Source organism: Burkholderia latens (assembly GCF_902499045.1).
GTDB lineage: Bacteria > Pseudomonadota > Gammaproteobacteria > Burkholderiales > Burkholderiaceae > Burkholderia > Burkholderia latens.
On sequence record NZ_CABVPL010000006.1, the window covers coordinates 176,990 to 199,048 of the forward strand.

The window sequence follows — 22,059 nt, forward strand, 5'->3', positions numbered from 1 at the left end:
CGGTCAGGCGGCTTGCGATGCGGCGTGTTCGGCGGCCAGCTCGGCCGCATGCGCGGCCTGCGGCACTTCGACGACGCGCTGCACGAAAATGCCCGGCGTCACGATGTGTTCCGGATTCAGCGCGCCGAGCGGCACGACTTCCGACACCTGCACGATCGCGACCTTCGCGGCGCTCGCCATGATCGGCCCGAAGTTGCGCGCCGTCTTGCGATAGACCAGGTTGCCCCAGCGATCGCCCTTGTACGCCTTCACCAGCGCGAAATCGGCGTGGATCGGCGTCTCGAACACATACGGCTTGCCGTCGATCACACGCGTTTCCTTGCCTTCCGCGAGCTTGGTGCCGTAGCCCGTCGGCGTGAAGAAGCCGCCGATGCCGGCGCCCGCCGCGCGGATCCGCTCCGCGAGGTTGCCCTGCGGCACGAGTTCCAGCTCGATTTCGCCCGCGCGGTACAGCGCATCGAACACCTGCGAGTCGCTCTGGCGCGGGAACGAGCAGATGATCTTGCGCACCCGCTTCGCCTTGAGCAGCGCCGCGAGGCCCGTCTCGCCGTTGCCCGCGTTGTTGTTGACGATCGTCAGGCCGCGCGCGCCCTGCTCGATCAGCGCGTCGATCAGCTCGGACGGCATGCCCGCCGTGCCGAAGCCGCCGATCATGATGGTCGCGCCGTCGTGGACGTCCGCGACCGCCGATTGAAGCGATTCGAAAATCTTGTTGACCATGTCTCTTCCTGATACGAACCCGCGGCACGATGCGCGGCCTGTCGAGGGGACACGCGCGTGTGGCGTGCCGCGCCGGAAGGCCGTCGTCGACCTTCGGTTTTGTTCACTATTCGAACCTAGATTCGATTAGCGAACGATGGGCCGATCATAGAGTCGCGCACAGCGCGTTGTCAAGGCGGGATCCCTCGGGGGGCAGCTGGTCGTCGAACGGCAGACCGACGTAGTTTTCGGCCAGCGACTGCGCGGCGGCCCGCGAGCGCGTCACGTATTTCAGCTCGGCGAACTTCAGGCGATTGACGAACGGCGAGTCGTCCGGCGACGCATGCAGCATGTTCGTCATGAAGTACGAGAAGTGCTCGGCGCGCCATACGCGTTCGAGGCAGGTCGCCGAATAGCGCTCGAGCGGTGTGGCATCGCCGTTGCGGTAGCGCGCGCCGAGCGCGCGGGACAGCGCGCGGACGTCGGCCACCGCCAAGTTCATTCCCTTCGCGCCGGTCGGCGGCACGATGTGCGCGGCGTCGCCGGCCAGGAACAGGCGGCCGTACTGCATCGTCTCGGATACGAAGCTGCGCATCGGCGTCACGCTCTTCTGCGTGATCCGGCCCTCGGTCGGCGTCCAGCCGGTGTCGTTCGAGAAGCGCGTGTGCAGTTCGTCCCAGATCCGCGCGTCGGACCATTCGGCGAGGTCTTCGTCGGGCTTGCACTGCAGATACAGGCGCGTGACGGTCGGCGAGCGCATCGAGAACAGCGCGAAACCGTTGTCGTGATGCGCATAGACGAGCTCGTCGAGCGACGGCGCCGCGTCGGCGAGGATGCCGAGCCACGCGAACGGGTAGACGCGCTCGAACGTCTTCAGCCGTTCGGCGGGAATCGTCTGCCGCGCGATCCCGTGGAAGCCGTCGCACCCGGCGATGTAGTCGCAGTCGATGCGGTCCGCACGGCCGTCCGCGTGCTTGAACGTGACGAACGGATGCTCGCTGTCGACATCGTGCAGCGCGACGTCGGCGACTTCGAAGTGCATCTGGTGGCCATGCGCGTCGCCGGCCGCGATCAGGTCGCGCACGACCTCATGCTGGCTGTAGACCGTGATCGCGCGCCCGCCGGTGAGCGCGCTCAGGTCGATGCGATGCCGCTGCCCGGAGAACAGCAGCTCGATGCCGTGGTGTTCGAGCCCTTCGCGACGCATCCGGTCGCCGAGGCCGGCTTCGTTCAGCGTATCGACCGTGCCCTGCTCGAGCACGCCGGCACGGATCCGGTTCTCGCAGTATTCGCGCGAACGCGCTTCGACGAGGATGGAATCGATGCCTTGCAGGCGCAGCAGATGGGACAGCAGAAGCCCGGACGGACCGGCGCCGATGATCGCGACTTGGGTGCGCATTGTTCGTCTCCAGAACATTGGTTCGAATAATGGAACACATTTGAGCGCTTTCCCGACTATGCGGCAATGCGATTCAGGAGATATGTTGTATACGTTTTGAAGATACTGGCCCGCGATGGACGCGCTCGATCTGAACCTGATTCCCTACCTCGTCGCCCTCGACGACACGCGCAACGTGAGCCGCGCGGGCGACCTGCTCGGCGTGAGCCAGCCGCGCGTGAGCACGGCGCTCGGCCGCCTGCGCGAGTACTTCGGCGATCCGCTGTTCGTGCGCACGTCGCGCGGGATGGAACCGACGCCGCGCGCGCTCGCGCTGCTGCCGGCCGCCCGCGACGCGCTCGCGCAGATCGAGCGCGGCCTCGTCGCGCCGCACGATTTCGACCCGGCCGCGAGCGCGCATACCTTCTCGATCGCGCTGTCGGACGTCGGCGAGATCGTGTTCCTGCCGAAGCTGCTGCAGGCGTTCGCGACGCATGCGCCGCACGCGAACCTGCGTTCGGTCTCGCTCGCGCACGACGAAGTCGGCCGCGGCCTCGAAGCCGGCTCGATCGATCTCGCGGTCGGCTACTTCCCCGATCTGGACGGCAACAACTTTTTCCAGCAGCGTCTGTTCACGCACCGGTTCGTCTGCCTGATGCGGCGCGGCCATCCGCTCGAACAGGCGCGCCCGTTTACGGCCGAGCAGTTCCTGTCGTGCGGGCACGCGGTGGTGCGCGCCGAGGGACGCAGCCAGGAGGTGCTCGAGAAATATCTCGCGAAGCAGCGCATGCACCGGCGCGCGGTGCTCGAAACGCCGCACTTCATGAGCTTGCCGTTCATCCTGAGCCGCACGGACCTGATCGCGACGGTGCCGCATGCGATCGGCTATGCGTACGCGGCCGAACACGCGTTCATCGTGCCGGTCGAGCCGCCGCTGCCGCTGCCGCGCTTCGACCTGAAGCAGCACTGGCATCGCAAGTTCCACAACGATCCGCGCACCGCGTGGCTGCGCGGGGTCGTCGCGTCGCTGTTCAACGACGAACAGGACGAATGGCCGAAATGAATGCGGCCGAGCGGCAGGTGAACGGCAGCCGGGCGGCCGGCCGCACGCACGAGCCGCGAAAGCATGAAACAATGGCCGGATATCCGCGCCGCCGCTGGCGGCCGCATTCGATGGAGCGACTAGATGGGTAAAAAAAACGCGCGGCCCGAGCCGGCCGCATCCCGGCCGAGCCGGCAGGAAGCCGAGGATGCCGTTCGCGTGCTGCTGCGCTGGGCCGGCGACGATCCGAACCGTGAAGGGCTGCTCGACACGCCGGCGCGCGTCGTGCGCGCATACGAAGAGTTCTTCGCCGGCTATGCGCTGGAACCGCGCGACATCCTCGCGCGCACGTTCAGCGAAGTCGACGGCTACGACGAGATGATCGTGCTGAAGGACATCCGCTTCGAGAGCTATTGCGAGCACCACATGGTGCCGATCATCGGCCGCGCGCACGTCGCGTATCTGCCGAACCATCGCGTCGTCGGCATTTCGAAGCTCGCGCGCCTCGTCGACGCATTCGCGAAGCGCCTGCAGATCCAGGAAAAGATGACCGTGCAAATCGCCGACACGCTGTTCGACGTGCTGCAGCCGAAGGGCGTCGGCGTGATTCTCGAAGCCGCGCACCAGTGCATTTCGACGCGCGGCGTGCACAAGCCGGGCGTCGAGATGGTCACGTCACGCATGCTCGGCACGTTCCGCACCGATCCGTCGACGCGGCGCGAATTCCTGTCGATCGTCGCGAATCCTTCTTCAGTCAACCTGACGAATACGTAATGCAGTCCACGAAGCAAACGGCGAACGCGCCGGTCGTGCTCGTGACCGGCGCCGCGCGCCGGGCCGGCCGCGCGTTCGCCGAGTATTTCGCCGCGCATGGCTATCGCACCGCGGTGCACTACGATCGTTCGGCCGATGGCGCGCACGCGGCGGCCCGCGCGATCGCCGAGCGCGGGCACGACGCGGCCGCGCTGCGGGCCGATCTGTCGGATGCCGCGCAGATCACCGCGCTGATCGATGACGTGTATGCGCGCTTCGGCCGCCTCGACGTGCTGGTCAACAACGCGTCGGTGTTCTGGCAGGACCATTTCCCGAGCTTCGACCTGGCGGCGTTCGACCACGCGTGGGCCGTGAACTGCCGCGCGCCGATCCTGCTCACGCGGGCATTCTACGAACGGGCACGCGCGGCCGGCACGCAGGGCGTCGTCGTGAACGTGGTCGACCAGAAGATCAAGGAAAACTTCCACCGCGACCACTTCAGCTACACGGTCGCGAAGGCCGCGCTCGGCAATCTCACGCAGATGCTCGCGCTGTCGTCCGCGCCGGTGCTGCGCGTGAACGCGGTGTTCCCCGGGCTGATGCTGCCGAGCGACGACCAGACGCAGGCCGACTTCGAACACGCAAGCCGCGCGTCGACGCCCCTCGCGCGCATCGCCGGCCCCGACGATGTCGCGAGCGCGATCCTGCTGCTGACGGGCAGCGCGTACAACGGCGTGGATTTCGTCGTCGATGCGGGGCAGAACCTGATTCGCGTCGACCAGGACGTGCTGTACAAGCACCGGTCGCCGGGCGGCAAGCACTGACGGATCGGCCATCGATGCGCGGCGCGGGCGGCCGCCTTCGTGACCCGGTGCGGCGGTGCGGCGAGATCGCGTCGCACAGGGCATACCGCGCACGCTGCGCGGCCGCCGCTTCGGCCGCGTCGTTACGGCTTTTCGGCGCTGCCGCCTTCGCGGACCTTGCCCTGCGCGACGCTCGTGCCGGGCGGCACGCTGTGCGTGAGCCACACGTTGCCGCCGATCACCGAGCCGCGCCCGATCGTCACGCGCCCGAGGATCGTCGCACCCGCGTAGATCACGACGTCGTCCTCGACGATCGGATGGCGTGCATTGCCCTTGACCAGCGCGCCGTCGCCATCGGCCGGGAAGCTCTTCGCGCCGAGCGTGACGGCCTGATACACGCGCACGCGCTCGCCGATGATCGCGGTTTCGCCGATCACGACGCCCGTACCGTGGTCGATGAAGAAGCTCGGGCCGATCTGCGCGCCCGGGTGGATGTCGATGCCGGTGGCCGAGTGCGCGATTTCATTGATGAAGCGAGCCAGCAGCGGCACACCGAGCCGGTGCAACGCGTGCGCGAGCCGGTGGTGCATCATCGCGAGCACGCCCGGATAGCACAGCAGGATCTCGGTGATGTGCTGCGCGGCCGGGTCGCCCGCATACGCGGCCTGAATGTCGCTCACCAGCAGCGCGCGAATCGACGGCAACTGCCGGCCGAATTCGCGCGCGATCTCGAACGCGCGTTCGTCGAGCTCCGCGAACGGCGTGTCCGCGTGCTCGGGCAGGAACGGCAGCGCACGGCGAATCTGTTCGGACAGGATCCGCAGCGTGCTTTCGAGGGTATGACCGACGTAATAGTCGACGCTTTCGTCGGTCAGATCCGGCGCGCCGTAATGCGTCGGAAACATCGACGCGCGCAGGCCGGTGACGATCTTGCAGATCGCGTCGCGCGACGGCAGCTCGCGGATGCCGCGCGGGTGACGCGTGCGATGGAGTTCCTCGCGCGATTCGCGCAAGCCGGCGACGATTTCTTCGAGGCCCCACTGACGGGCGGGTGATGTCGACATATGCCAATGCAGGCAGCCGCGCTCGATCGCACGGCCGCTAATAAAGTGACGGGTTCCGCAAGATTACCGCGTTTTCGTCCGGCAGCGGCACGCCCGGGGGATCGGCCGGACGGCCGAGCCCGCCGTTGCGCGACGGCGTCAGATCGTGATGCTGCTCGCGTCGATCCAGCGCACGGCCCAGTCCCGCGCGTGCGCGATCGCGTCGCCTTCGTCGTTGAACTGGAGCTCGGTCGGGAAAAAGCGGTTCGCGACGAGTTCCCCGTCGCTCGATCGGGAGATCACGACGTAGGGTTTGAACGAACCGTCGCTGGCGCGCGCGGGCGCGCAATTCAATAGATATCCGCGGTGCGTGAAGGCAGTAGTCGCTTGCATGAATCCGCCACCTCTAGTCCCTTGCTTTGTTGTTCGCTACCCGTCTTTAAGGGTGCTGCGGCGCCCCGGCGCGGGCGGAGGCGGCGAGACTGCATCCCCTGTCGCCGCTTCGCAGGAAAAGAATCATACTCTGTAGAAAACGGGTGTTCTAGCTGAAATAAATCATGACAAATCAGCGCGCGTCGCGCGACGGCGGCGACGCCCCGCGCGCCGTTTTCCCGTGGTGCCCGGAACGGGATTTGCTTCGATCCGGAGCGCTTCGCCGCCAGGAGAGCCGTGATGGAAACGTCAGCTCACGCGCGCGCCACGCGCCCGCGCAGCATCGAACTGGACAACGACGACACGCACGACAGCACCGTCGACACCGACGGCAAGAACCGCGAGGCCGCGCGTCTCGCGAGCGGCCGCGTGTTCTCGCCGGACCAGATCACGCGCAGCAACGCGTCGCTCGTCAACGCGATGCCCGAGGCCGGCGACGGTTTCGCCGGCTTCGACAGCCGCCCCGGCGGCAATCATCCGGCGTTCGCGTTGCGGGCCGGGTACATGGTGATCGAGAAGGGGTTCGACGCGCCGCCGCAGGCGGCCGACGCGCTGTTCGGCCCCGTTCACCGGATGCACGGCAGCGCGTACTGGCCGGCCCACGGACGCCGCCCGGAGCGCGTGATCGAAATCACCGCTGTGCCGAGATAGCTCGCGCGGCGTTTGAATCGGGCGTTCGATTGCTCGGGGGATCGAAGAAGCCGGCGGGCGGTCGCGCGAACGCGCGTGTACGCGCGAGCTCGTCGGGCGGCCGGTCCGCATGCGGGCGTTCGGCCGTATCGGCGCGGGGACCGATATCGGCGCCGGTTCCCGCGCGGCAATCGACGTGACGCAACATCGGACATCGCATTCCGAACGGCTTCGATGCAGCGGCGTTGATCGACGTCACGTCCTCGCGATGCGGTTGCGATTCAATGGAGGCGACGGGCGCGGGTCGTCATGCGATCGTCGATAAGCATCCGTGTCACGCTTGCGAGGCTCGAACACGTTCGCAAACCGTGCCGTCGCGCGACGCGCAAGCGCAGTAGCCGATGCGAATCGAGATATCGGCTCGACGCGCGCCGCGCCCGGCGCGATTCCGCGGTGCAGGTGGCGGACACGATCGTCACACGCGCTGGCGGTCCCGCGTGTTGATCGCGTGCTGCACAGCATGCACGCGTGCATCGCCCGCGATCGCCGCAACGACTGAAGCGCCGCGATCGCGTCGACCGGTGCGTCGCTGCAGAGTCCGTGCCGTTGGTTTACTCTGCCTCGCAGTAATGCATGGCCCGCCCGGCCATTCGGCCGACTTTCGTTCAACCCGCCACACGGAGACACCATGTACAAGCGCATTCTGGTTGCCATTGACGGCAGCGACACGTCGCGCCACGCGTTCGATGCGGCGCTCGCGCTCGCGAAGGAGCACGGCGCGGAACTGCAACCGTTCTACGTCGTCGAGAACGCCGCGATCTATTACAACGTGCCGGGCTACGATCCGTCCGTGCTGCGCGACCAGCTCGTCGCGCAGGGCAATGCGCTCGCGGCCGATTTCACGAAGCTGATGCAGGCGGCCGGCGTAAACGGCAAGACGGTGATGAGCGAGGCATCGTCGATCAACGACGTGTCGACGCTGATCCTCGACGGCGCGAAGGCATTCGGCGCCGATCTGCTGGTGCTCGGCACGCACGGCCGCCGCGGCTTCCGCCGGCTCGTGCTCGGCAGCATCGCCGAACAGTGCGTGCGGCATGCAACGCTGCCCGTGCTGCTGATTCCGGCCGCCGCGCACGCGGACGAGCAGGAAGGCTGAGCGGCAGCAGCGGCCGCAGCCCGGCGCGGTGCGGCGCGGTGCGGTGCGGTGCGGTGCGGTGCCACGTCATGCCGTGCCGTGCGGCGCCTGCCGCCGGTGCGGTCCGGTGCGAGGCGGCGCGCACGCACGCTTGCCTGCCGCACGTGGTTGCGCTTCGCGCGGCATGCGCGCGGGGTCGCGACGTTTTGTCACCCGACAGCCGTAACATGCGGTGGGACAATGATTCCGTCGATTCAACGCCGGAGTAACGATCATGCTGACGCCCGTCGCCACACGTCCCGCCGCCACGCCCCATGCAGGCAGCTGGGCTCCCCGCCAGGCACCGCACTGCTCGTCGTGCGCGATGCGGCATCTATGCATGCCGCAAGGCCTCGCACCCGAGGCGCTCAGCCGCCTCGAAGCGGTGATCTGCGCGGCGCGCCCGGTCAAGCGCGGCGAAGCGCTCTTCCGCGAAGGCGACGCGTTCGACAACCTGTACGCGGTGCGCTCCGGTTCGCTGAAAACCGTCGCCACGCGCCACGACGGCCGCGAGCAGGTCACGGGCCTGCATCTCGCGGGCGAAGCGCTCGGCCTCGATGGCATCTGCGACGACACGCATCCGCGCACCGCGGTCGCGCTGGAAGACAGCTCCGTCTGCGTGATTCCGTACGCGGCCCTCAAGTCGCTGTGCTCGGAAGCCGGCTCGATGCAGTTGCGCATGCACAAGCTGATGAGCGAGCAGATCGTGCGCGAAACGACGCAAACCATGCTGCTCGGTTCGCTGAACGCGGAGGAACGCGTCGCCGCATTCCTGCTCGACGTGTCGTCGCGCTACCTGAAGCGCGGCTACTCGCCGTCGGAATTCAACCTGCGGATGACCCGCGAAGACATCGGCAGCTACCTCGGCATGACGCTCGAAACGGTAAGCCGCACGCTGTCGAAGTTCCAGAAACGCGGCCTGATCGAGATGCATGGCCGCCTCGTGCAGATCGTCGACTTCGACGGCCTGCATCACGTGTGATGCCGCGCGGCGCGCGCGTCGGCGCCGCCGCCCGTCCGCTCCCGCCCCTTGCGCACGATCAGTCGAGAAACAGCGCGGCGCGCGCCTTCAGCGCCGCGCTGAAATCGTCGAGCCAGCCGATCGACAGCCGCCAGCTCTGCCAGTAGAGCTCGATGTCGACGGTCCGCCCGCGCGACATGTCGACCAGTTCGCCGGCCGCCAGCTGGCGCTCGACCATCCGGTCCGGACACATTCCCCACCCGAGCCCCGTTTCACATGCGCGCAGGTAGCCCGCGACGTGCGGAATCCAGTGTTGCGGCGGATCGAGATCCGCGCGCGTCACGCGCCGGATGAAACGCGCCTGCAAGCCGTCCTTCGGATTGAACATCACGCACGGCGCGCGGCGCAGCGCATCGCGCGTGATGCCCGCGCCAAAGTAGCGTTCGTGGAACGCCGGCGAACACACCGCGCGATAGCGGATGCGCCCGAGCCGCGTCGACCGGCAGCCCTGGATCGGCTCGGCCTGCGCGGTCACCGCACCCTGCACGCTGCCGTCGCGAATGCGCGCGGCCGTGTGGTCCTGATCGTCGATCACGAGGTCGAGCAAGGTTTCGCGCTCGGTGCAGAACGGCCCGACCGCATCGATGAACCAGGTCGCGACGCTGTCGTCGTTGACGGCCACGCGCAACGTCGGCCACGCGCTCGCGATCTGGCCCGGCAGCGCGGGCATCCGGCCGCCGAGCTCCGCCTCGAGCAACTGCACGCGTTCGGTATGCCGGCACAGCAGCGCACCCGACGTCGTCGCGACGCACGGCTGCCCGCGCTTGACGAGCACGCTGCCGACGCGCTCCTCCAGCAGTTTCACGCGCTGCGATACCGCCGACGGCGTGACGTTCAGCTCCTTGGCTGCCCGTTCGAACGAGCCGTGCCGGATCACGGCCGCGAGGGCGTCGAGCAATGCATAGTCGAGCATCAGTTTTCCTTAATCGGCATTAGGTGAATTAGCTTCTCTTATGTCCGGTCTGCCCGCAGACTAGCGCTAACCGTGTCACCCGTCTACTGCTTCACCTTCTCCCATCATGAACTGGATCGCCTTTTCCCACGGCGCCGCGCTGTGCGGGTCGCTCATCGTCACCATCGGCGCGCAGAACGCGTTCGTGCTCCGCCAAGGCATCATGCGCTCGCATGTCGGCAAGATCGTGCTGTTGTGCGCGCTGTCCGACATGATCCTGATCGGCGCGGGGGTCGGCGGCGCGTCGGTGCTCGTCGAACGCTATCCGACCTTCGTCCACGTGGTGCTGTACGTCGGCCTTGCGTATCTCGCGTGGTTCGGCGTCAATGCGCTGCGCCGCGCGTTCAAGCCGGGGCACGAAACGCTCGAGGTGCGCGGCGACGCCGTCGCGCCGCCGCCGCAAGGCGCGGTCGCGATCGTGCTGATGACGCTCGCGTTCACGTGGCTCAACCCGCACGTGTATCTCGATACGTTCCTGTTGATCGGCACGGCCGGTGCACGCGAGCCGGAAGGTGCGCGCGTCGCGTTCGCGATCGGCGCGATGACGGTCAGCATCGTATGGTTCCTCGGGCTCGGATACGGCGCGCGACTGCTCGCGCCGTGGTTCCGCAAGGCTGTCGCTTGGCGCGTGCTGGATGCCGCGATCGGCAGCATGGTGCTGTTTCTCGCGGCCGTGCAATTGCGATAACGGCGGTCGCCACCGATCGATCACGGGCGGCCGCATGCCGCCCGTTTTTCGTTGCGGCGCAGCGCCGCAAATCTCATGAACTCCGATCCGCACCGTATCGGCGGCGGCCCGGCACCGCGAAATTCCGCTCCAGATCCAACCTGGCAGCACGAACCGTCTGCATAACGTACGCGGCGTCTGCGATGCAGCGCCATTTCTCCGCGTTCGCGGCCGCGGGCCGCCTGCACGATTCCGGCCGATGCGCGAGAATGTTCCGGTGTCCCGCGACAACGGCGAAAGCGCTTCGCCCATCCGCCGTCCCGTCGCATTCGTCTCGACCCATCCCGTCGTTCGATTCTTTCATCTCGCAGATATCGGAGAGAAACATGGCACTACGCACCCTCGGCACGTCGGACATCCAGGTTTCACCGCTCGCATTCGGCGGCAACGTCTTCGGCTGGACCGTCGACGAGCCAGCATCGTTTGCGCTGCTCGATGCCCTCGCCGACACCGGCATCAACTTCATCGACACGGCCGACGTCTATTCGGCCTGGGCGCCCGGCAACAGCGGCGGCGAATCGGAAACGATCATCGGCAAGTGGCTCAAGCGCTCCGGCAAGCGCGAACAGGTCGTGATCGCGACCAAGGTCGGAATGCTGCAAGCGCGTGCGGGGCTGACGAAGGCGAACATCCTGAAAGCCGCCGACGATTCGCTGCGCCGGTTGCAGACCGACTACATCGACCTGTATTTCTCGCATCGCGATCTCGCCGACACGGCGCCGCTCGAAGAAACGCTCGCCGCGTACCAGACGCTGATCGACGCAGGCAAGGTGCGCATCATCGGCGCGTCGAATTACAGCGGCGCGCGCCTGCGCGAAGCCGCCGATGTCAGCAAGCGCAACGGCCTGCCTGCATACCAGGTGATTCAGCCCGAATACAACCTCGTCGACCGCGCCGAATACGAACGCGATCTCGAACCGGTCGTGCGCGACCTGAAGCTTGGCGTCGTCAACTATTACGCGCTCGCGAGCGGCTTCCTGTCGGGCAAGTACCGCAGCGAGGCCGACCTGAAGAAGAGCGTGCGCGGCGATCGCGTCGCCCGCTATCTCGATGCGCGCGGCCTGCGCATCCTCTCGGCGCTCGACGACGTATCGGCGAAGCACGGCACACGACCAGCCGCGATCGCGCTCGCGTGGCAAATCGCGCGGCCGACCATCACCGCACCGATCGCGAGCGCGACGTCGCTCGAGCAGCTCGCGCTGCTCGGCGAAGCGATTCGCGTGCGGCTCGACGACGACGATATCCGCAAGATCGACGCGGCCAGCGCGGTCTGACGTCGTTCTGCCGTGAGCGGAATATCGGCTGCACGCGAGCCGGCCTGCGCTGGACGGTCCGGCCGATACAGTCGCACGTTGCCGGAGTTCGCGATCGCTTGCGGGTTTTCGGACATCACGCACTTCGGGCGCGCGTTCAACGCGCGGTTCGGGTGCAGTCCGCGAGCGTATCGCGTCGCGTGCCGCCAGCCCCAAGCCTCGCGAGGCACGAGCGTATGGCCGCGAGTGCCGGCCATACGCCCGCGCCGCAGCGCGGCCAGGCGCCACGCATCAGCCGAGCGGCGTCAGCGAAATACTCGCGTTCGTCGAATCGGACACGCTATCGGCATTCATGACGACCCACTGCTGGTTCGCGCCGAACAGCGGAATCGAGATCGACGATGCCGTGGTCACGTTGACCTTCGTGTTGGTGATCGCATACGTATCGCCCGGGAACTGCGACACGTTGGCCGTGTACTGGTCATCCGGCGCGTTCAGCACGTAGACGGCCACCTGTCCCGACGAATTGAACACCGCGAAGTAGAACGCGTTGATGCCCGACGATACGTTCAACACGTACCGCTGCGCACTCGGCACGAAGTAGTAGCGGCTGTACTTGTTGAACGGATAGCGCTCGCCGTTGGCCTGCAGGTTGTTGTTGTTCAGGCCCGACGTATTGGTCGGCATCGCCTGGCTGCCCAGCCACGCCTCGGCCTGCGCACCGTTGCCGGCCTGCGGATCGAGCGTCGCGGTCAGGCTCGCGGAGCCGCCGTTGCTCGGTCCCGAGAACGTCAGCAGCGCCGCCGAGCCCTGATTGCCGGTCGTTTGCGCGATATTGACCTGCGCGTAGTACTGGTTGGCGCCAACCAGATCGATCGGTACTTGTTGCGCGGCCTGCGTCGTGTTGTACAGAAACGCGACGTTGATCGGATTCACGATCGAATTCACGCACTGCAGCGGATTGCCTTGGCTCACGACCAGACGATTGCCGCCATTCCAGTTTTGCGTACCCATGATGAAGCTCCGTATCGATTGCAGCGGATTATCGAGAGACGCGCCGCCTGTGCCGTCCGCGGAGACGGCCACGTCGCTCACCTGTCGCCGCCGGTAACGGGACGCGTGTCGTCCCGGCGCCGGCGGCGAAATGCCTGGCGTTTGGTCAGCACTTGCCCCACAGCACGATCGTGTAGACCGCGGAACCGTTGAGATAGACGGTTGCCTTCAGCCCCGTCGGGATGAGGCTGCCGCATGTTTGCGCGCAGACCTTGAGCTGCCCGCCGATCGGAACCGGAATCGGCAGCGTGATGCAGAAGTTCCCGTAGATCGGGATCGAGAAGCACAACTTGCGGGTCGCCGGGTCGTAGTTCGCTCCGACGCACACCGACAGCTTGAGCGCTTCGACGCCTTCGAGCTGGACGTTGCCTTGCTGGGAAACTTCCCCGTCGAAACCCGTTGCAGCAAAGTTCGGCACGTGATCGGCACCGCCGTTTTCCTGACATGAGCAGCCTGACATGATGACTTCCTCTCAGTGTGGATCCATGATCGGGATGCACGAACGGATCCGGAATCCGCGCACCCTGACGTCCGGCCGGTTGCCCACTTCATCTGCATCCCTAATGATCTGGCATGCGATACGTCGTGGATCATCCGACCGCGCCCCGCGGGCAATCGAGTCGAGGGTGCCGTTGGTCTCCTCATCGTCACCGCCGCCCGCCCGCCGGAACATCATGCAACGCCTGTGCCAGCCGCAGGCTCACACGTACGTGCAGGATCGGAAACGGATGCACGGGGGAGAAGCGGACGACGGCGTCCGCGGCGCGCGCGCGCGGTGGACGATTTCGTCCAGTCGCATGCCGGTGCGGTGACGGCACGGCCGACGACGGCGCACGCGAGCGCACCGGGCGTGCGCTCGCGACACGCGCCCGGGTGCTCGAATGAACGGGGAACGAAACGGCGGCGCCTCCGGAAGTCCGGTGCGACGCGACGGGTCGCACCGGAAGCGCCGCGGCTGCCGGTCAGCCGCCGGCAGGGACCTTGCTGTACGTGAGCCGGCTGGGGCGCACGCGCATGCGTACCAGCGATACGAGCAACGAGAAGCCCGCATGATTCGGATCGATCACCGGCACGTACGTGCCGGTCGCTTCCTCGATCAACACCGACACGCGCGCCGCCACATCGACGAAACCCGTGCAGCCGAGCAGGATCGACTGCGCGCCGTCCTCTTTGATCGCCTTCATGGCCTGCTCGAACGTGCGCGCCGCCACCACGTCGACGTTGTCGAGTTGAGCCACCGGACAGTCGATCGCGCGGATCGACGCAAACGTGTCCTGCAGTCCGTAGCTTTGCGGATGCCCGCGCTGCATCGCAAGCGTGCTCTGCAGGATCGTGATGATCGAGAAGCGCTGGCTCAGCATCAACGCCGAGAACGCCGACGTCGGAAAGCCGCCGACGATCGGGATGTCGATCGCTTCGCGTGCGGCCTCCACGCCGCACATGTCGAAATCGGTCAGCCAGATGCCGTCGAAGCCGTCCCGCTCGATCGCACGCGCGAGCTCGACGACGGGCATCCCGTTCTCGAGCCAGTCCGTCCGGTTCTCGATGTCGGGATGGCCGGCCGCGATGTTGCGGATGTCGACTTGCACGTCGGGCGGCACGACCGGCGCGACCGCCTTCATGATGCGGTCGTTGAACCGGGCAGTCGCGACCGGCACGAGTACGCAGATACGAAGCGGCGTCGTCATGATGCGTCTCCGTGGCGGTTGGCCGGCAGCGATCCCAGCGGGACGTACGGCCCGAGATACCCGAGCGATGCGAGCAATTGCATGAAGCTGTCGAGAATCAACCCGCCCGGACGGGACAGTTCCGGATCGGCACGCCACGCGAGCAGCGTCACGGGACGCTTGCCGACGGCCGGGTTCAGCGAGCCGCCGTCGGTCAGCAGATCGCCGTTCGTGAAGATCGGCTGACCATCGCCGCCGACGAAATAGGCGACGCTGTCCGGCGACAGCACGATCGGTTCGGAACGGCGGCTGTCCCATGCAATCAGCGATTCGTTCTGGTACAGCACTGTATACAGATGCTCGCCGGCACGAATGCAGATCTGGCCGACGTCGAAGCCGCCGCTCGTATCGACCTTGGCCGACACCAGCTCGCCCGGCTCGGACACCGCGCGCGCCACGATCCCGCATTCCGCGGCGAGATACGCGATCATCTGCGCCGCGCTGCGCACGTCGCCGCTCTTCACCGCGCGCCCGAGCGCCAGCGCGCGCGACAGCGTACCGCGGATCGGTGTCGCGCGACGGATCTCCGGCGGCGTCATCACCCACATCGCGAGCCCGCCGAACTGGCCGAACTCCGGATCGGCGACGACCGGGCGCAGCATCTGCTCGACGATGGCCGACACGTCGCGCTGGTGTGTCGCGTTGCCCGCGCCGCCGCCGCGCGGCGTCACGTCGAGCTCGACGCACAACCCGCGCTGGCTGACGAGGAAGGCAGGACGCGGATCGATTTCAGCGGCGGCGAACGTCAGCATCGGCAGCGACGGCACCGCGCGCCCGGCACCATCCGCGTCGATCACCGCAAGGCCGAGCTTCGCCGCGACCAGTGCGGCCACCGTAAAACCGAGCGCGCCGCTCTCGGGCGGCATGATATACGCGAGCTTGCGGCCCTGCGACGCGAGCCGCGCCTGAACGTTCTGCACGGCCATCACGGGCCCGGTCGGATACATCGCCGAATTGATCGCTTCCGGCGCGCCGAGGTAGGCGACCATCACGGCTTCGCCCTCGGTCGCCTCGTCGACCGACACGACGCGGATCGTATCGGTCGCGTAGTAGTCGCCGCGGCGAAATTGACGGGCAAGATGGCTGGCGGACGTGATGGTCCCGCCGCCGCCGCTACCGAAGAACGCTGCGCCGAGCAGCAGCGAAGGGAGGTCTTCCTGACGCAGTTCATAGCTCATTTGCGAGTCCTTTCCTGGACGGGGTGGGGAACATGTCGCCGCGGAGCTCTGCAAGCAGGTTCCGCGCGTCGGCAAAGCGCGGCAGCGGATCGGGGGCGAGCGCACGCAGCGCGCGCTCGAGCGTGTCGGCGGCTTCCGCACGGCGACCGGTGTGCAGCAGCAGTTCGGCGAGATAGCGCGCGGCGTCCACGCGCGCGGGTACCGAGCCGAGCGCGAGCGCGGTCGACAACGCGGTGCGCAAGCCCTGCTCGGCCGCGACCGGATTGCCGAGCGCCCATTGCGCGCGTGCGCGGACGATCAGCAGTTCGCCGAGGTAGACGCGCTCCTGTCTGGCGAGTACCTCATCGAGCGCGATCGCGGTGACGACTTCGCACGCGTCGGGCCGGCCGGCGCGCAGCAGCAGCTCGCCGTGCCGCCACGCCTTGAACGAATGAAACAGCGCGCCGCCATTGCAGACGACATGATTGTCATAACCGTCCAGCATGACGTCCTGCGCTTCATCGAACCGGCCCAGCGAGCCGATGTGGCAGGCACGAAACACCTGGCCAACCCCGCGATAGAACGCGAAGCCGTTCGCCATCGAGATCGATTCGAGCTCACCGGCCAGCGGCCCGAGCCGCTCCATGTCGCCGAACAGGCACGCAAGCCACGCCGCTCCTTGCAGGTTGACCGCGCGAGCGAACACATGCGACTCCTGCGCCCATGCACGCTCGATCAGCATCTCCATCGCGCGCCGTGCCTGTTCGAACGCCCCGACCTGATAAGCCGCCAACCCTTCGAACGTCAGCGCGAGGCTGGCCAGATCCAGCCCCTGCGAACCGGTGCGCGTATCGTCGCGCGCGATGCCGAGCAGGTTGCCGCGCGCCAGGCACGCCAGCGCTTCCTCGCTGTCGCCGAGCCAGAACAGCGTGTTCGTCATCGCCACGTGCGCTTCGTCGAGAGCGGTTCGCGCGCCCACCGCCTGCGCGCGTTGCAGCATGTCCTGCGCCGTCGCGCGCGCGTGCTTCAACTGCAGCGTCGTCAGTTGCGTCGTCCATACGCCGAACTGGATCGACGCGATTTCCGCCGCGTCGCACACGCCCTCGCCGACCGCCAGCGCCGCGGCATAGCAGGCGGTCGCCTCCGAATACAGCCAGCCGTGCACGCTGCGCAGGCACATGGCAAGCAGCCGGTACGCGTCGAACTGCAGCCGGCGCACGTCGTCGTGCTCGTGGTGGGCCTGCAGCACGTCGAGGCAGCGGCGCAGCGGCGCGATCGCATCGGTGAAGCGCGAAGCATCGATCAGCGCACTGGCGCGCTCCAGACATTTGCGGGCCTCGCGGCCATGCTCCTCGCGCGCTTTCAGGCGCCGCTCGATCGTCTTGCGCCCCACCCCGAGCAGGACCGCTGCCGCGCTCTTGTTGTGTCCGGTGCGCTCCAGCGCACGATCGATCATCAGGTTCTCGGCAGCCGCGAGCTTGTCCCGTCCGTCCAGCTGCAGCAGCATGTCGGCAAGACTCGAGCGCGACACCGATCCGGCCGTCTCGTTCGCGAGGAACGGCTCGAGCGTTTCGACATCGACGTGCGCGCGCTCGGCGAGCACGCTCAGTTGACTGACCAGATTGCGCAATTGCCGGATATGGCCCGGCCACGCGTGCTGGCACAGCCGCCGGATCGCGGCGGGCGAGAATTCGAGGCGGCGCGGCTGCTGCGCGGCAAAGTGCGCGACGAGCGCGGGGATATCGTCGACGCGCTGATCGAGCCCGGGCACCGTGAGCACGAATACCGCGAGCCGATAGAACAGATCTTCGCGAAAGCGGCCGTCGCGGGCCAGTTCGCGCAGATCGCGATGTGTGGCCGCGACGACGCGGCCCTCGAAGCGCTGGCTCGCCGACGCGCCGATCGGACGGAACGTGCGGGTTTCGAGTACGCGCAGCAGCTTCGGCTGCAACGCGAGCGGCAGTTCACCGATTTCGTCGAGCAGCAGCGTACCTTTGCCGACCGCCTGGAACAGACCGGGCCGATTCTCGCCCGCGCCGGTGAACGCGCCCTTGACGTGCCCGAACAGTTCCGCTTCGACGAGATGCTCGGGAATCGCGCCGCAGTTCACGTCCACGAACGGCTGATCGTGATGGAGGCTGCGCGCATGCACGCGCCGCGCGACCAGTTCCTTGCCGGAGCCGGTGGGGCCGACGATCAACAGCGCGTGGTCGGTCGGCGCGACGCGGTCGATCATCTGCATCAGTTGGCGAAACGGCGGCGACGCGCCGATGAACGCGCCCTGATTGTCCTTGTCGGGGACGAACGGAACGAACGCGGTCGGATTCATCTGGACACGCGCGGCAGGGCGATCACGGGAACACGCGGCACGGTAACGCCGCGCCGTGGCGGCCGGTACTGGCCGACAGCGTCACGCGGCGTGATCCGGCTTGTGCGGAATTGCCGGCAATAAACCCGTCAAAGCGTAATCGCCGAGCAAGAAAATCGTCTGCGAAAGCGCGGCGCCATTCACTTGAATCGAATGAAATCGGGTTCCGGGTCAGTCTCCGCCTATCGGTGAAGCGGGATTTCCCGACAGCCCGGAATTTGGCCGGCACGATTTCACCGATATGAACTCGCATCGCCGCCGCTTTGCCCAAACAGCGACGCGCAGAATGACTGACGACACGAATCGACATGGCGCCCCCGGATTAGATGGTCTCTCGTTGTTTTGCTTGCAACGGCGCAACCGGCGCGACCCTGCGTAGCGCTGCGCCGAAGTCCGCGCAGGAACACGCCGGGAGCCGGCCGAACGCGGCAAGCCCCTCGCTGGCTCGATGGCTCGATGGCTCGCCCGACTGCTTGGCGCTCAATCCCGGAAAAGCCGGGCCACTCGCCGTGCGCCGCTATCGGGTCTCGCAACGAGCGTTGTCGTCGCAAAAAAATATGACAGCACCGTCATTTAACTTATTCATAAATCAACATTTCGCTACGAATACCGCAATACGCGACAACTTGGACCCGAGTGAAGTCACGCCCCGAAAGTATAGGATTTTACATTTCGACATATCGGCATCCAGAAAAAATCAATTGGATTTAAAAAAGCAGTAGTAAGGCGTTACCCCCATACCGGATCCGCCGTTATTGAGCTTCAAGTTTTCAGCCGTAATAATGAATTCGAATATTTCAGAAAACAGCGATGGGCCGCCCCGACGTCATCTGTCCCCACGAAAATCGTCCTTGACACCCTATCTTTCGATATATATCTTTAGACATGTTTTCCGACATATAGGACTCGATCATGCGACACAACCCCTGCCGTGACCATGCCCGAGGCGACGGACATGGTGCGCATGCGCGCCCCGACTGGTTCGTCGGCCTCTGGCACGCGATCGGCCGCCACCGCCGCGGTCACGACCCATTCGGCGGCGGTCCGTTCGGCGGCCGCGGCGGACGCGGCGGCTTTGGCGATTTCGGCGACGACGGCATGCCGCGCGGCCGCCAGTTCAGCTCCGACGATCTGCAGTTGCTGCTGCTCGCGCTGGTCGCCGAGCAGCCGAGCCACGGCTACGAACTGATCAAGGCGCTCGACACGCGCTCGAACGGTTTCTACAGCCCGAGCCCCGGCATGGTGTATCCGGCACTGACCTATCTCGAGGAAGTCGGGTTCGTCGTGTCGCAGGCGGAAGGCAACCGCAAGCGCTACGCACTGACCGACGCCGGGCGCGCGCATCTCGATGCCCAGCGCGAGCGCGTCGACATGCTGTTCGCACGCCTCACGCATCTCGCGCGCAAGATGGAATTCATGCGTCGCGCGTTCGCCGGCGAATCGGCGGGCAGCGACGCGCCGGACGACGCGCAGTCCGGCTGGCTGCCGGAGTTCGTCGAGGCCCGTCTCGCACTGAAGCGCGCACTGCTCCACAAGAGCGCTGCCGACGCCGACGAACAACGGCGCATCGCGGCGATCATGCGCCGCGCGACGGCCGAAATCGAAGGCGGCACCGGCGCGTAATCCGCGCCTCCGTCAAAACCCAAGGAGAACGGATCGATGCAGAACCCATCCGAACGCACCGTTACCCGCGTGCGCCATACGCTGAAATTCCGCCTGCTGCAGGTCGTGCGCGTGCGTGCAGTCACGCCGCACCTGCTGCGCGTTACGCTCGGCGGCCCCGACCTGGCGGATTTCGAATCGTCATCGTTCGACGATCACGTGAAGGTGTTTTTCCCGGCGCCCGGCGCCGAACGACCGGCGATGCCGACGCTCGGCGCGAACGGCCCCGAGTTCCCGGAAGGCCAGCCGAAGCCGGTCGCCCGCGACTTCACGCCGCGCCGCTTCGATCGCGCCGCCTGCGAGCTCGATCTCGAATTCGTGCTGAACCATCCCGGCCCCGCGTCGCAGTGGGCGGCGCAAGCGCGCGTCGGCCAATGGCTCGGTATCGGCGGCCCGCGCGGTTCGTTCGTCGTGCCGACCGATTTCGACTGGCATCTGCTGATCGGCGACGACACGGCGCTGCCGGCCATCGCGCGGCGGCTCGAGCAATTGCCGGCCGGCTCGCGTGCGGCCGTCGTGCTGGAAGTCGCGGATCGCACCGCGCAGATCGCGTTCGACACGCGTGCCGACGTGCACGAAATCTGGCGCTTTCGCGCGGAAGCCGATCCCGCCGACGGGGACGCGCTGTTGACCGCCGTGCGCGAACTGCCGCTGCCGTCGGCCGGCGACGGTTACGTGTGGGCAGCGGGCGAAGCACAGTCGATGCGCGCGGTGCGGCAACACCTGACGGGCGAGCGCGGCGTCGACAAGTCGCGCATCCGCGCGGCGGCCTACTGGAAGCGCGGCGCGGCGGCCGTGCACGAAACGCTGGAAGACTGACGGAAACGGGCGCCCGCGCATCGGCGGGCTTGGCATCGGCGCGGCGGCTGGTATATATGTATGTCTGCGACGCCGCTGTCGGGCGACAGCCGCCGCAGCCTGCCGAGGAGCGCCCGGTCATGACAAAAGAAAGCCACGCTTCGCCTTTCCTTCGCAACCTGAAAATCGCCAGCTATTGCGGCCTGGCGGCCGTCGTGCTCGCGCTGTTCGTCGCGATGTGCGCGATCCTGAAGGAAAGTTCTCTCGAACGCGATGCCGCAAGGCCTCCGGGCGAAACGTCCGAACTTCACGATGCGGGCGGCAGCACGTCGGCATCGGCCGAGTCGGCCAGGACGCCCGGTTGACGGCGTCCCGCCCATCCTGCTTCCACGTCGCGGTCCCGCTCAAGGCGTGCGCTCGCGCCCCATCATCACCGCGTGCACCACGTCGCCGAGCCGTTCGAGCAGCTCGACGATGCGTTGCCCATATACGTGCGCGGCCAGTGCACCGGCCGTGCCGACCAGCACGCCGCCGACCATGTCGAACGGCCAGTGCACGCCCGCATACACGCGTCCCCATGCAATCGCGGCGGCCATCGCGATCATCACGTACCCGGTAAGCCGCGTGGCGCCGGCGAACAGCATGCCGAGCGCGAGACTCCACGCGAACGTCATGTGATCGCTCGGAAATGAGCTGTCCGGTGCATGCGGAATCAGTTGCGTGCCGACGCCGGCCATGAACGGCCGCGGCGAGAACCACACATGGCCGATGACCTGTGCGAGTACGAGCGCGACGCACGTGCCGACACCGGCTTCGATCGCCTGGCGCCGCGTCGGCCGCTCGCCGAAGATCCAGGTCAGCAGCAGCATCGCCGGAAGCGCATAGACGAGCCAGTCGGCGGCGAAGATCGCGAGACGGGCAACGCCCGGGTGCGGCGCGGTGCCGGCATTGATCGCGGAAAACAGGATGAGATTGAGGTTCTGCATGAATCGGATGACGTGGGACGTAAGAATGGGGCCGGGCAGGCCGGTCGGACCCGAACGATGCTAGTGCTCACTCGCTTAAGCGCCGCTTAAAGCGCGCCGCGAGCGCGATCGGGCCCGCCGCTCGCGCGCGAACGCGCTTAGAACCCGCACTGCAACACAAGTTCACACAATTGTCACATTCCCGCGCGACCGTCTCCCGGAAAAGCTCACCGTCCATCCCGTAAACGCTCACCTATTTCACATCGTGGCGTCATTGTCGTATGCGAGCATCGGGCGATCTGGTGCCGTCCCCGTCGTTTGTACCGATCGCCTCAACATTTGCGTGGTAAATAATTCGAAATCGGCAACAATTAATTCCATATGCGGCATCGCACAACGGCAACGCACAGGCATAGGATTAC

Annotated in this window: 23 protein-coding genes; 11 read left to right on the top strand and 12 right to left on the bottom strand. The window is 66.7% G+C overall.

Going from position 1 to position 22,059, the window contains the following annotated elements; all coding sequences use genetic code 11:
• Window positions 1-3: 3 nt before the first annotated feature.
• On the bottom strand, window positions 4-720 hold the full coding sequence (locus BSE24067_RS06910) for a 3-oxoacid CoA-transferase subunit A (RefSeq protein ID WP_151063777.1): 717 nt from the start codon (window positions 718-720) through the stop codon (window positions 4-6).
• A gap of 145 nt (window positions 721-865) precedes the next feature.
• Entirely contained in the window at window positions 866-2,098 is a 1,233-nt protein-coding gene (gene pobA / locus BSE24067_RS06915) for a 4-hydroxybenzoate 3-monooxygenase (RefSeq protein ID WP_151063778.1), read from the bottom strand.
• Between the two features lie 115 nt (window positions 2,099-2,213).
• Here pobA and BSE24067_RS06920 point away from each other — a divergent pair, with 115 nt between their 5' ends.
• The 3 genes from BSE24067_RS06920 (at window position 2,214) to BSE24067_RS06930 (ending at window position 4,696) form a co-directional block, all read left to right on the top strand.
• Window positions 2,214-3,140 carry a LysR family transcriptional regulator gene (locus BSE24067_RS06920; protein ID WP_151063779.1) on the top strand — a complete coding sequence of 309 codons (927 nt, stop codon included), beginning with the start codon at window positions 2,214-2,216 and terminating at the stop codon, window positions 3,138-3,140.
• A 123-nt stretch (window positions 3,141-3,263) separates the two neighbouring features.
• Window positions 3,264-3,893 (top strand): GTP cyclohydrolase I FolE, encoded by a 630-nt coding sequence (gene folE, locus BSE24067_RS06925; RefSeq protein ID WP_151063780.1) that lies wholly within the window; start codon window positions 3,264-3,266, stop codon window positions 3,891-3,893.
• Window positions 3,893-4,696, top strand: coding sequence for an SDR family oxidoreductase (locus BSE24067_RS06930; protein ID WP_151063781.1), 804 nt, complete (start codon window positions 3,893-3,895; stop codon window positions 4,694-4,696). Before folE ends, BSE24067_RS06930 begins: the two co-directional genes overlap by 1 nt.
• A gap of 122 nt (window positions 4,697-4,818) precedes the next feature.
• Here the strand turns inward: BSE24067_RS06930 and epsC are convergent, their stop codons facing one another.
• Both epsC and BSE24067_RS06940 read right to left on the bottom strand, forming a co-directional pair.
• Window positions 4,819-5,739, bottom strand: a complete 921-nt coding sequence (gene epsC, locus BSE24067_RS06935) for a serine O-acetyltransferase EpsC (RefSeq protein ID WP_151063782.1) — start codon at window positions 5,737-5,739, stop codon at window positions 4,819-4,821.
• Window positions 5,740-5,877: 138 nt separating this feature from the next.
• Window positions 5,878-6,111: a hypothetical protein gene (locus BSE24067_RS06940; RefSeq protein WP_011659947.1), complete on the bottom strand. Its 234-nt coding sequence runs from the start codon at window positions 6,109-6,111 to the stop codon at window positions 5,878-5,880.
• A gap of 279 nt (window positions 6,112-6,390) precedes the next feature.
• Here BSE24067_RS06940 and BSE24067_RS06945 point away from each other — a divergent pair, with 279 nt between their 5' ends.
• The 3 genes from BSE24067_RS06945 (at window position 6,391) to fnr (ending at window position 8,936) form a co-directional block, all read left to right on the top strand.
• The gene (locus BSE24067_RS06945) at window positions 6,391-6,801 is read left to right on the top strand and encodes a DUF3005 domain-containing protein (protein ID WP_151063783.1); all 411 of its coding nucleotides are present in this window, start codon (window positions 6,391-6,393) and stop codon (window positions 6,799-6,801) included.
• A gap of 667 nt (window positions 6,802-7,468) precedes the next feature.
• Window positions 7,469-7,936, top strand: a complete 468-nt coding sequence (locus tag BSE24067_RS06950; RefSeq protein WP_151063784.1) for a universal stress protein — start codon at window positions 7,469-7,471, stop codon at window positions 7,934-7,936.
• 253 nt (window positions 7,937-8,189) lie between these two features.
• Window positions 8,190-8,936: a fumarate/nitrate reduction transcriptional regulator Fnr gene (gene fnr / locus BSE24067_RS06955; protein ID WP_151063786.1), complete on the top strand. Its 747-nt coding sequence runs from the start codon at window positions 8,190-8,192 to the stop codon at window positions 8,934-8,936.
• A gap of 58 nt (window positions 8,937-8,994) precedes the next feature.
• Here fnr and BSE24067_RS06960 read toward each other — a convergent pair whose 3' ends face one another.
• Window positions 8,995-9,888 carry a LysR family transcriptional regulator ArgP gene (locus BSE24067_RS06960; protein WP_151063787.1) on the bottom strand — a complete coding sequence of 298 codons (894 nt, stop codon included), beginning with the start codon at window positions 9,886-9,888 and terminating at the stop codon, window positions 8,995-8,997.
• Between the two features lie 106 nt (window positions 9,889-9,994).
• Here BSE24067_RS06960 and BSE24067_RS06965 point away from each other — a divergent pair, with 106 nt between their 5' ends.
• Together BSE24067_RS06965 and BSE24067_RS06970 are read left to right on the top strand one after the other, a co-directional pair.
• Window positions 9,995-10,615, top strand: a complete 621-nt coding sequence (locus BSE24067_RS06965; protein WP_151063788.1) for a LysE/ArgO family amino acid transporter — start codon at window positions 9,995-9,997, stop codon at window positions 10,613-10,615.
• 365 nt (window positions 10,616-10,980) lie between these two features.
• The gene (locus BSE24067_RS06970) at window positions 10,981-11,928 is read left to right on the top strand and encodes an aldo/keto reductase (RefSeq protein ID WP_151063789.1); all 948 of its coding nucleotides are present in this window, start codon (window positions 10,981-10,983) and stop codon (window positions 11,926-11,928) included.
• 270 nt (window positions 11,929-12,198) lie between these two features.
• On the opposite strand, the gene BSE24067_RS06975 is transcribed toward BSE24067_RS06970, so the two are convergent.
• The 6 genes from BSE24067_RS06975 to BSE24067_RS07000 all read right to left on the bottom strand — a co-directional run bounded on the left by BSE24067_RS06975 (window position 12,199) and on the right by BSE24067_RS07000 (window position 18,522).
• Entirely contained in the window at window positions 12,199-12,921 is a 723-nt protein-coding gene (locus BSE24067_RS06975; RefSeq protein ID WP_151063790.1) for a hypothetical protein, read from the bottom strand.
• A gap of 145 nt (window positions 12,922-13,066) precedes the next feature.
• The gene (locus tag BSE24067_RS06980) at window positions 13,067-13,420 is read right to left on the bottom strand and encodes a hypothetical protein (protein ID WP_151063791.1); all 354 of its coding nucleotides are present in this window, start codon (window positions 13,418-13,420) and stop codon (window positions 13,067-13,069) included.
• 502 nt (window positions 13,421-13,922) lie between these two features.
• The gene (locus BSE24067_RS06985) at window positions 13,923-14,648 is read right to left on the bottom strand and encodes an aspartate/glutamate racemase family protein (protein ID WP_151063792.1); all 726 of its coding nucleotides are present in this window, start codon (window positions 14,646-14,648) and stop codon (window positions 13,923-13,925) included.
• A complete protein-coding gene (locus BSE24067_RS06990; protein WP_151063793.1) occupies window positions 14,645-15,865 on the bottom strand; it encodes a DUF917 domain-containing protein in 1,221 nt (406 codons plus the stop codon). Before BSE24067_RS06990 ends, BSE24067_RS06985 begins: the two co-directional genes overlap by 4 nt.
• The gene (locus BSE24067_RS06995; RefSeq protein ID WP_151063794.1) at window positions 15,855-18,173 is read right to left on the bottom strand and encodes a sigma 54-interacting transcriptional regulator; all 2,319 of its coding nucleotides are present in this window, start codon (window positions 18,171-18,173) and stop codon (window positions 15,855-15,857) included. Before BSE24067_RS06995 ends, BSE24067_RS06990 begins: the two co-directional genes overlap by 11 nt.
• A gap of 22 nt (window positions 18,174-18,195) precedes the next feature.
• The gene (locus tag BSE24067_RS07000) at window positions 18,196-18,522 is read right to left on the bottom strand and encodes a hypothetical protein (protein ID WP_151063795.1); all 327 of its coding nucleotides are present in this window, start codon (window positions 18,520-18,522) and stop codon (window positions 18,196-18,198) included.
• A 602-nt stretch (window positions 18,523-19,124) separates the two neighbouring features.
• Here BSE24067_RS07000 and BSE24067_RS07005 point away from each other — a divergent pair.
• From BSE24067_RS07005 to BSE24067_RS07015, 3 genes are all read left to right on the top strand, one after another.
• Window positions 19,125-19,835 (top strand): PadR family transcriptional regulator, encoded by a 711-nt coding sequence (locus tag BSE24067_RS07005; protein ID WP_151063796.1) that lies wholly within the window; start codon window positions 19,125-19,127, stop codon window positions 19,833-19,835.
• 36 nt (window positions 19,836-19,871) lie between these two features.
• A complete protein-coding gene (locus tag BSE24067_RS07010) occupies window positions 19,872-20,693 on the top strand; it encodes a siderophore-interacting protein (RefSeq protein WP_151063797.1) in 822 nt (273 codons plus the stop codon).
• 119 nt (window positions 20,694-20,812) lie between these two features.
• Window positions 20,813-21,037: a hypothetical protein gene (locus BSE24067_RS07015; RefSeq protein ID WP_151063803.1), complete on the top strand. Its 225-nt coding sequence runs from the start codon at window positions 20,813-20,815 to the stop codon at window positions 21,035-21,037.
• 39 nt (window positions 21,038-21,076) lie between these two features.
• On the opposite strand, the gene BSE24067_RS07020 is transcribed toward BSE24067_RS07015, so the two are convergent.
• Window positions 21,077-21,658, bottom strand: coding sequence for an undecaprenyl-diphosphatase (locus BSE24067_RS07020; RefSeq protein WP_151063798.1), 582 nt, complete (start codon window positions 21,656-21,658; stop codon window positions 21,077-21,079).
• Between the last annotated feature and the right edge of the window lie 401 nt (window positions 21,659-22,059).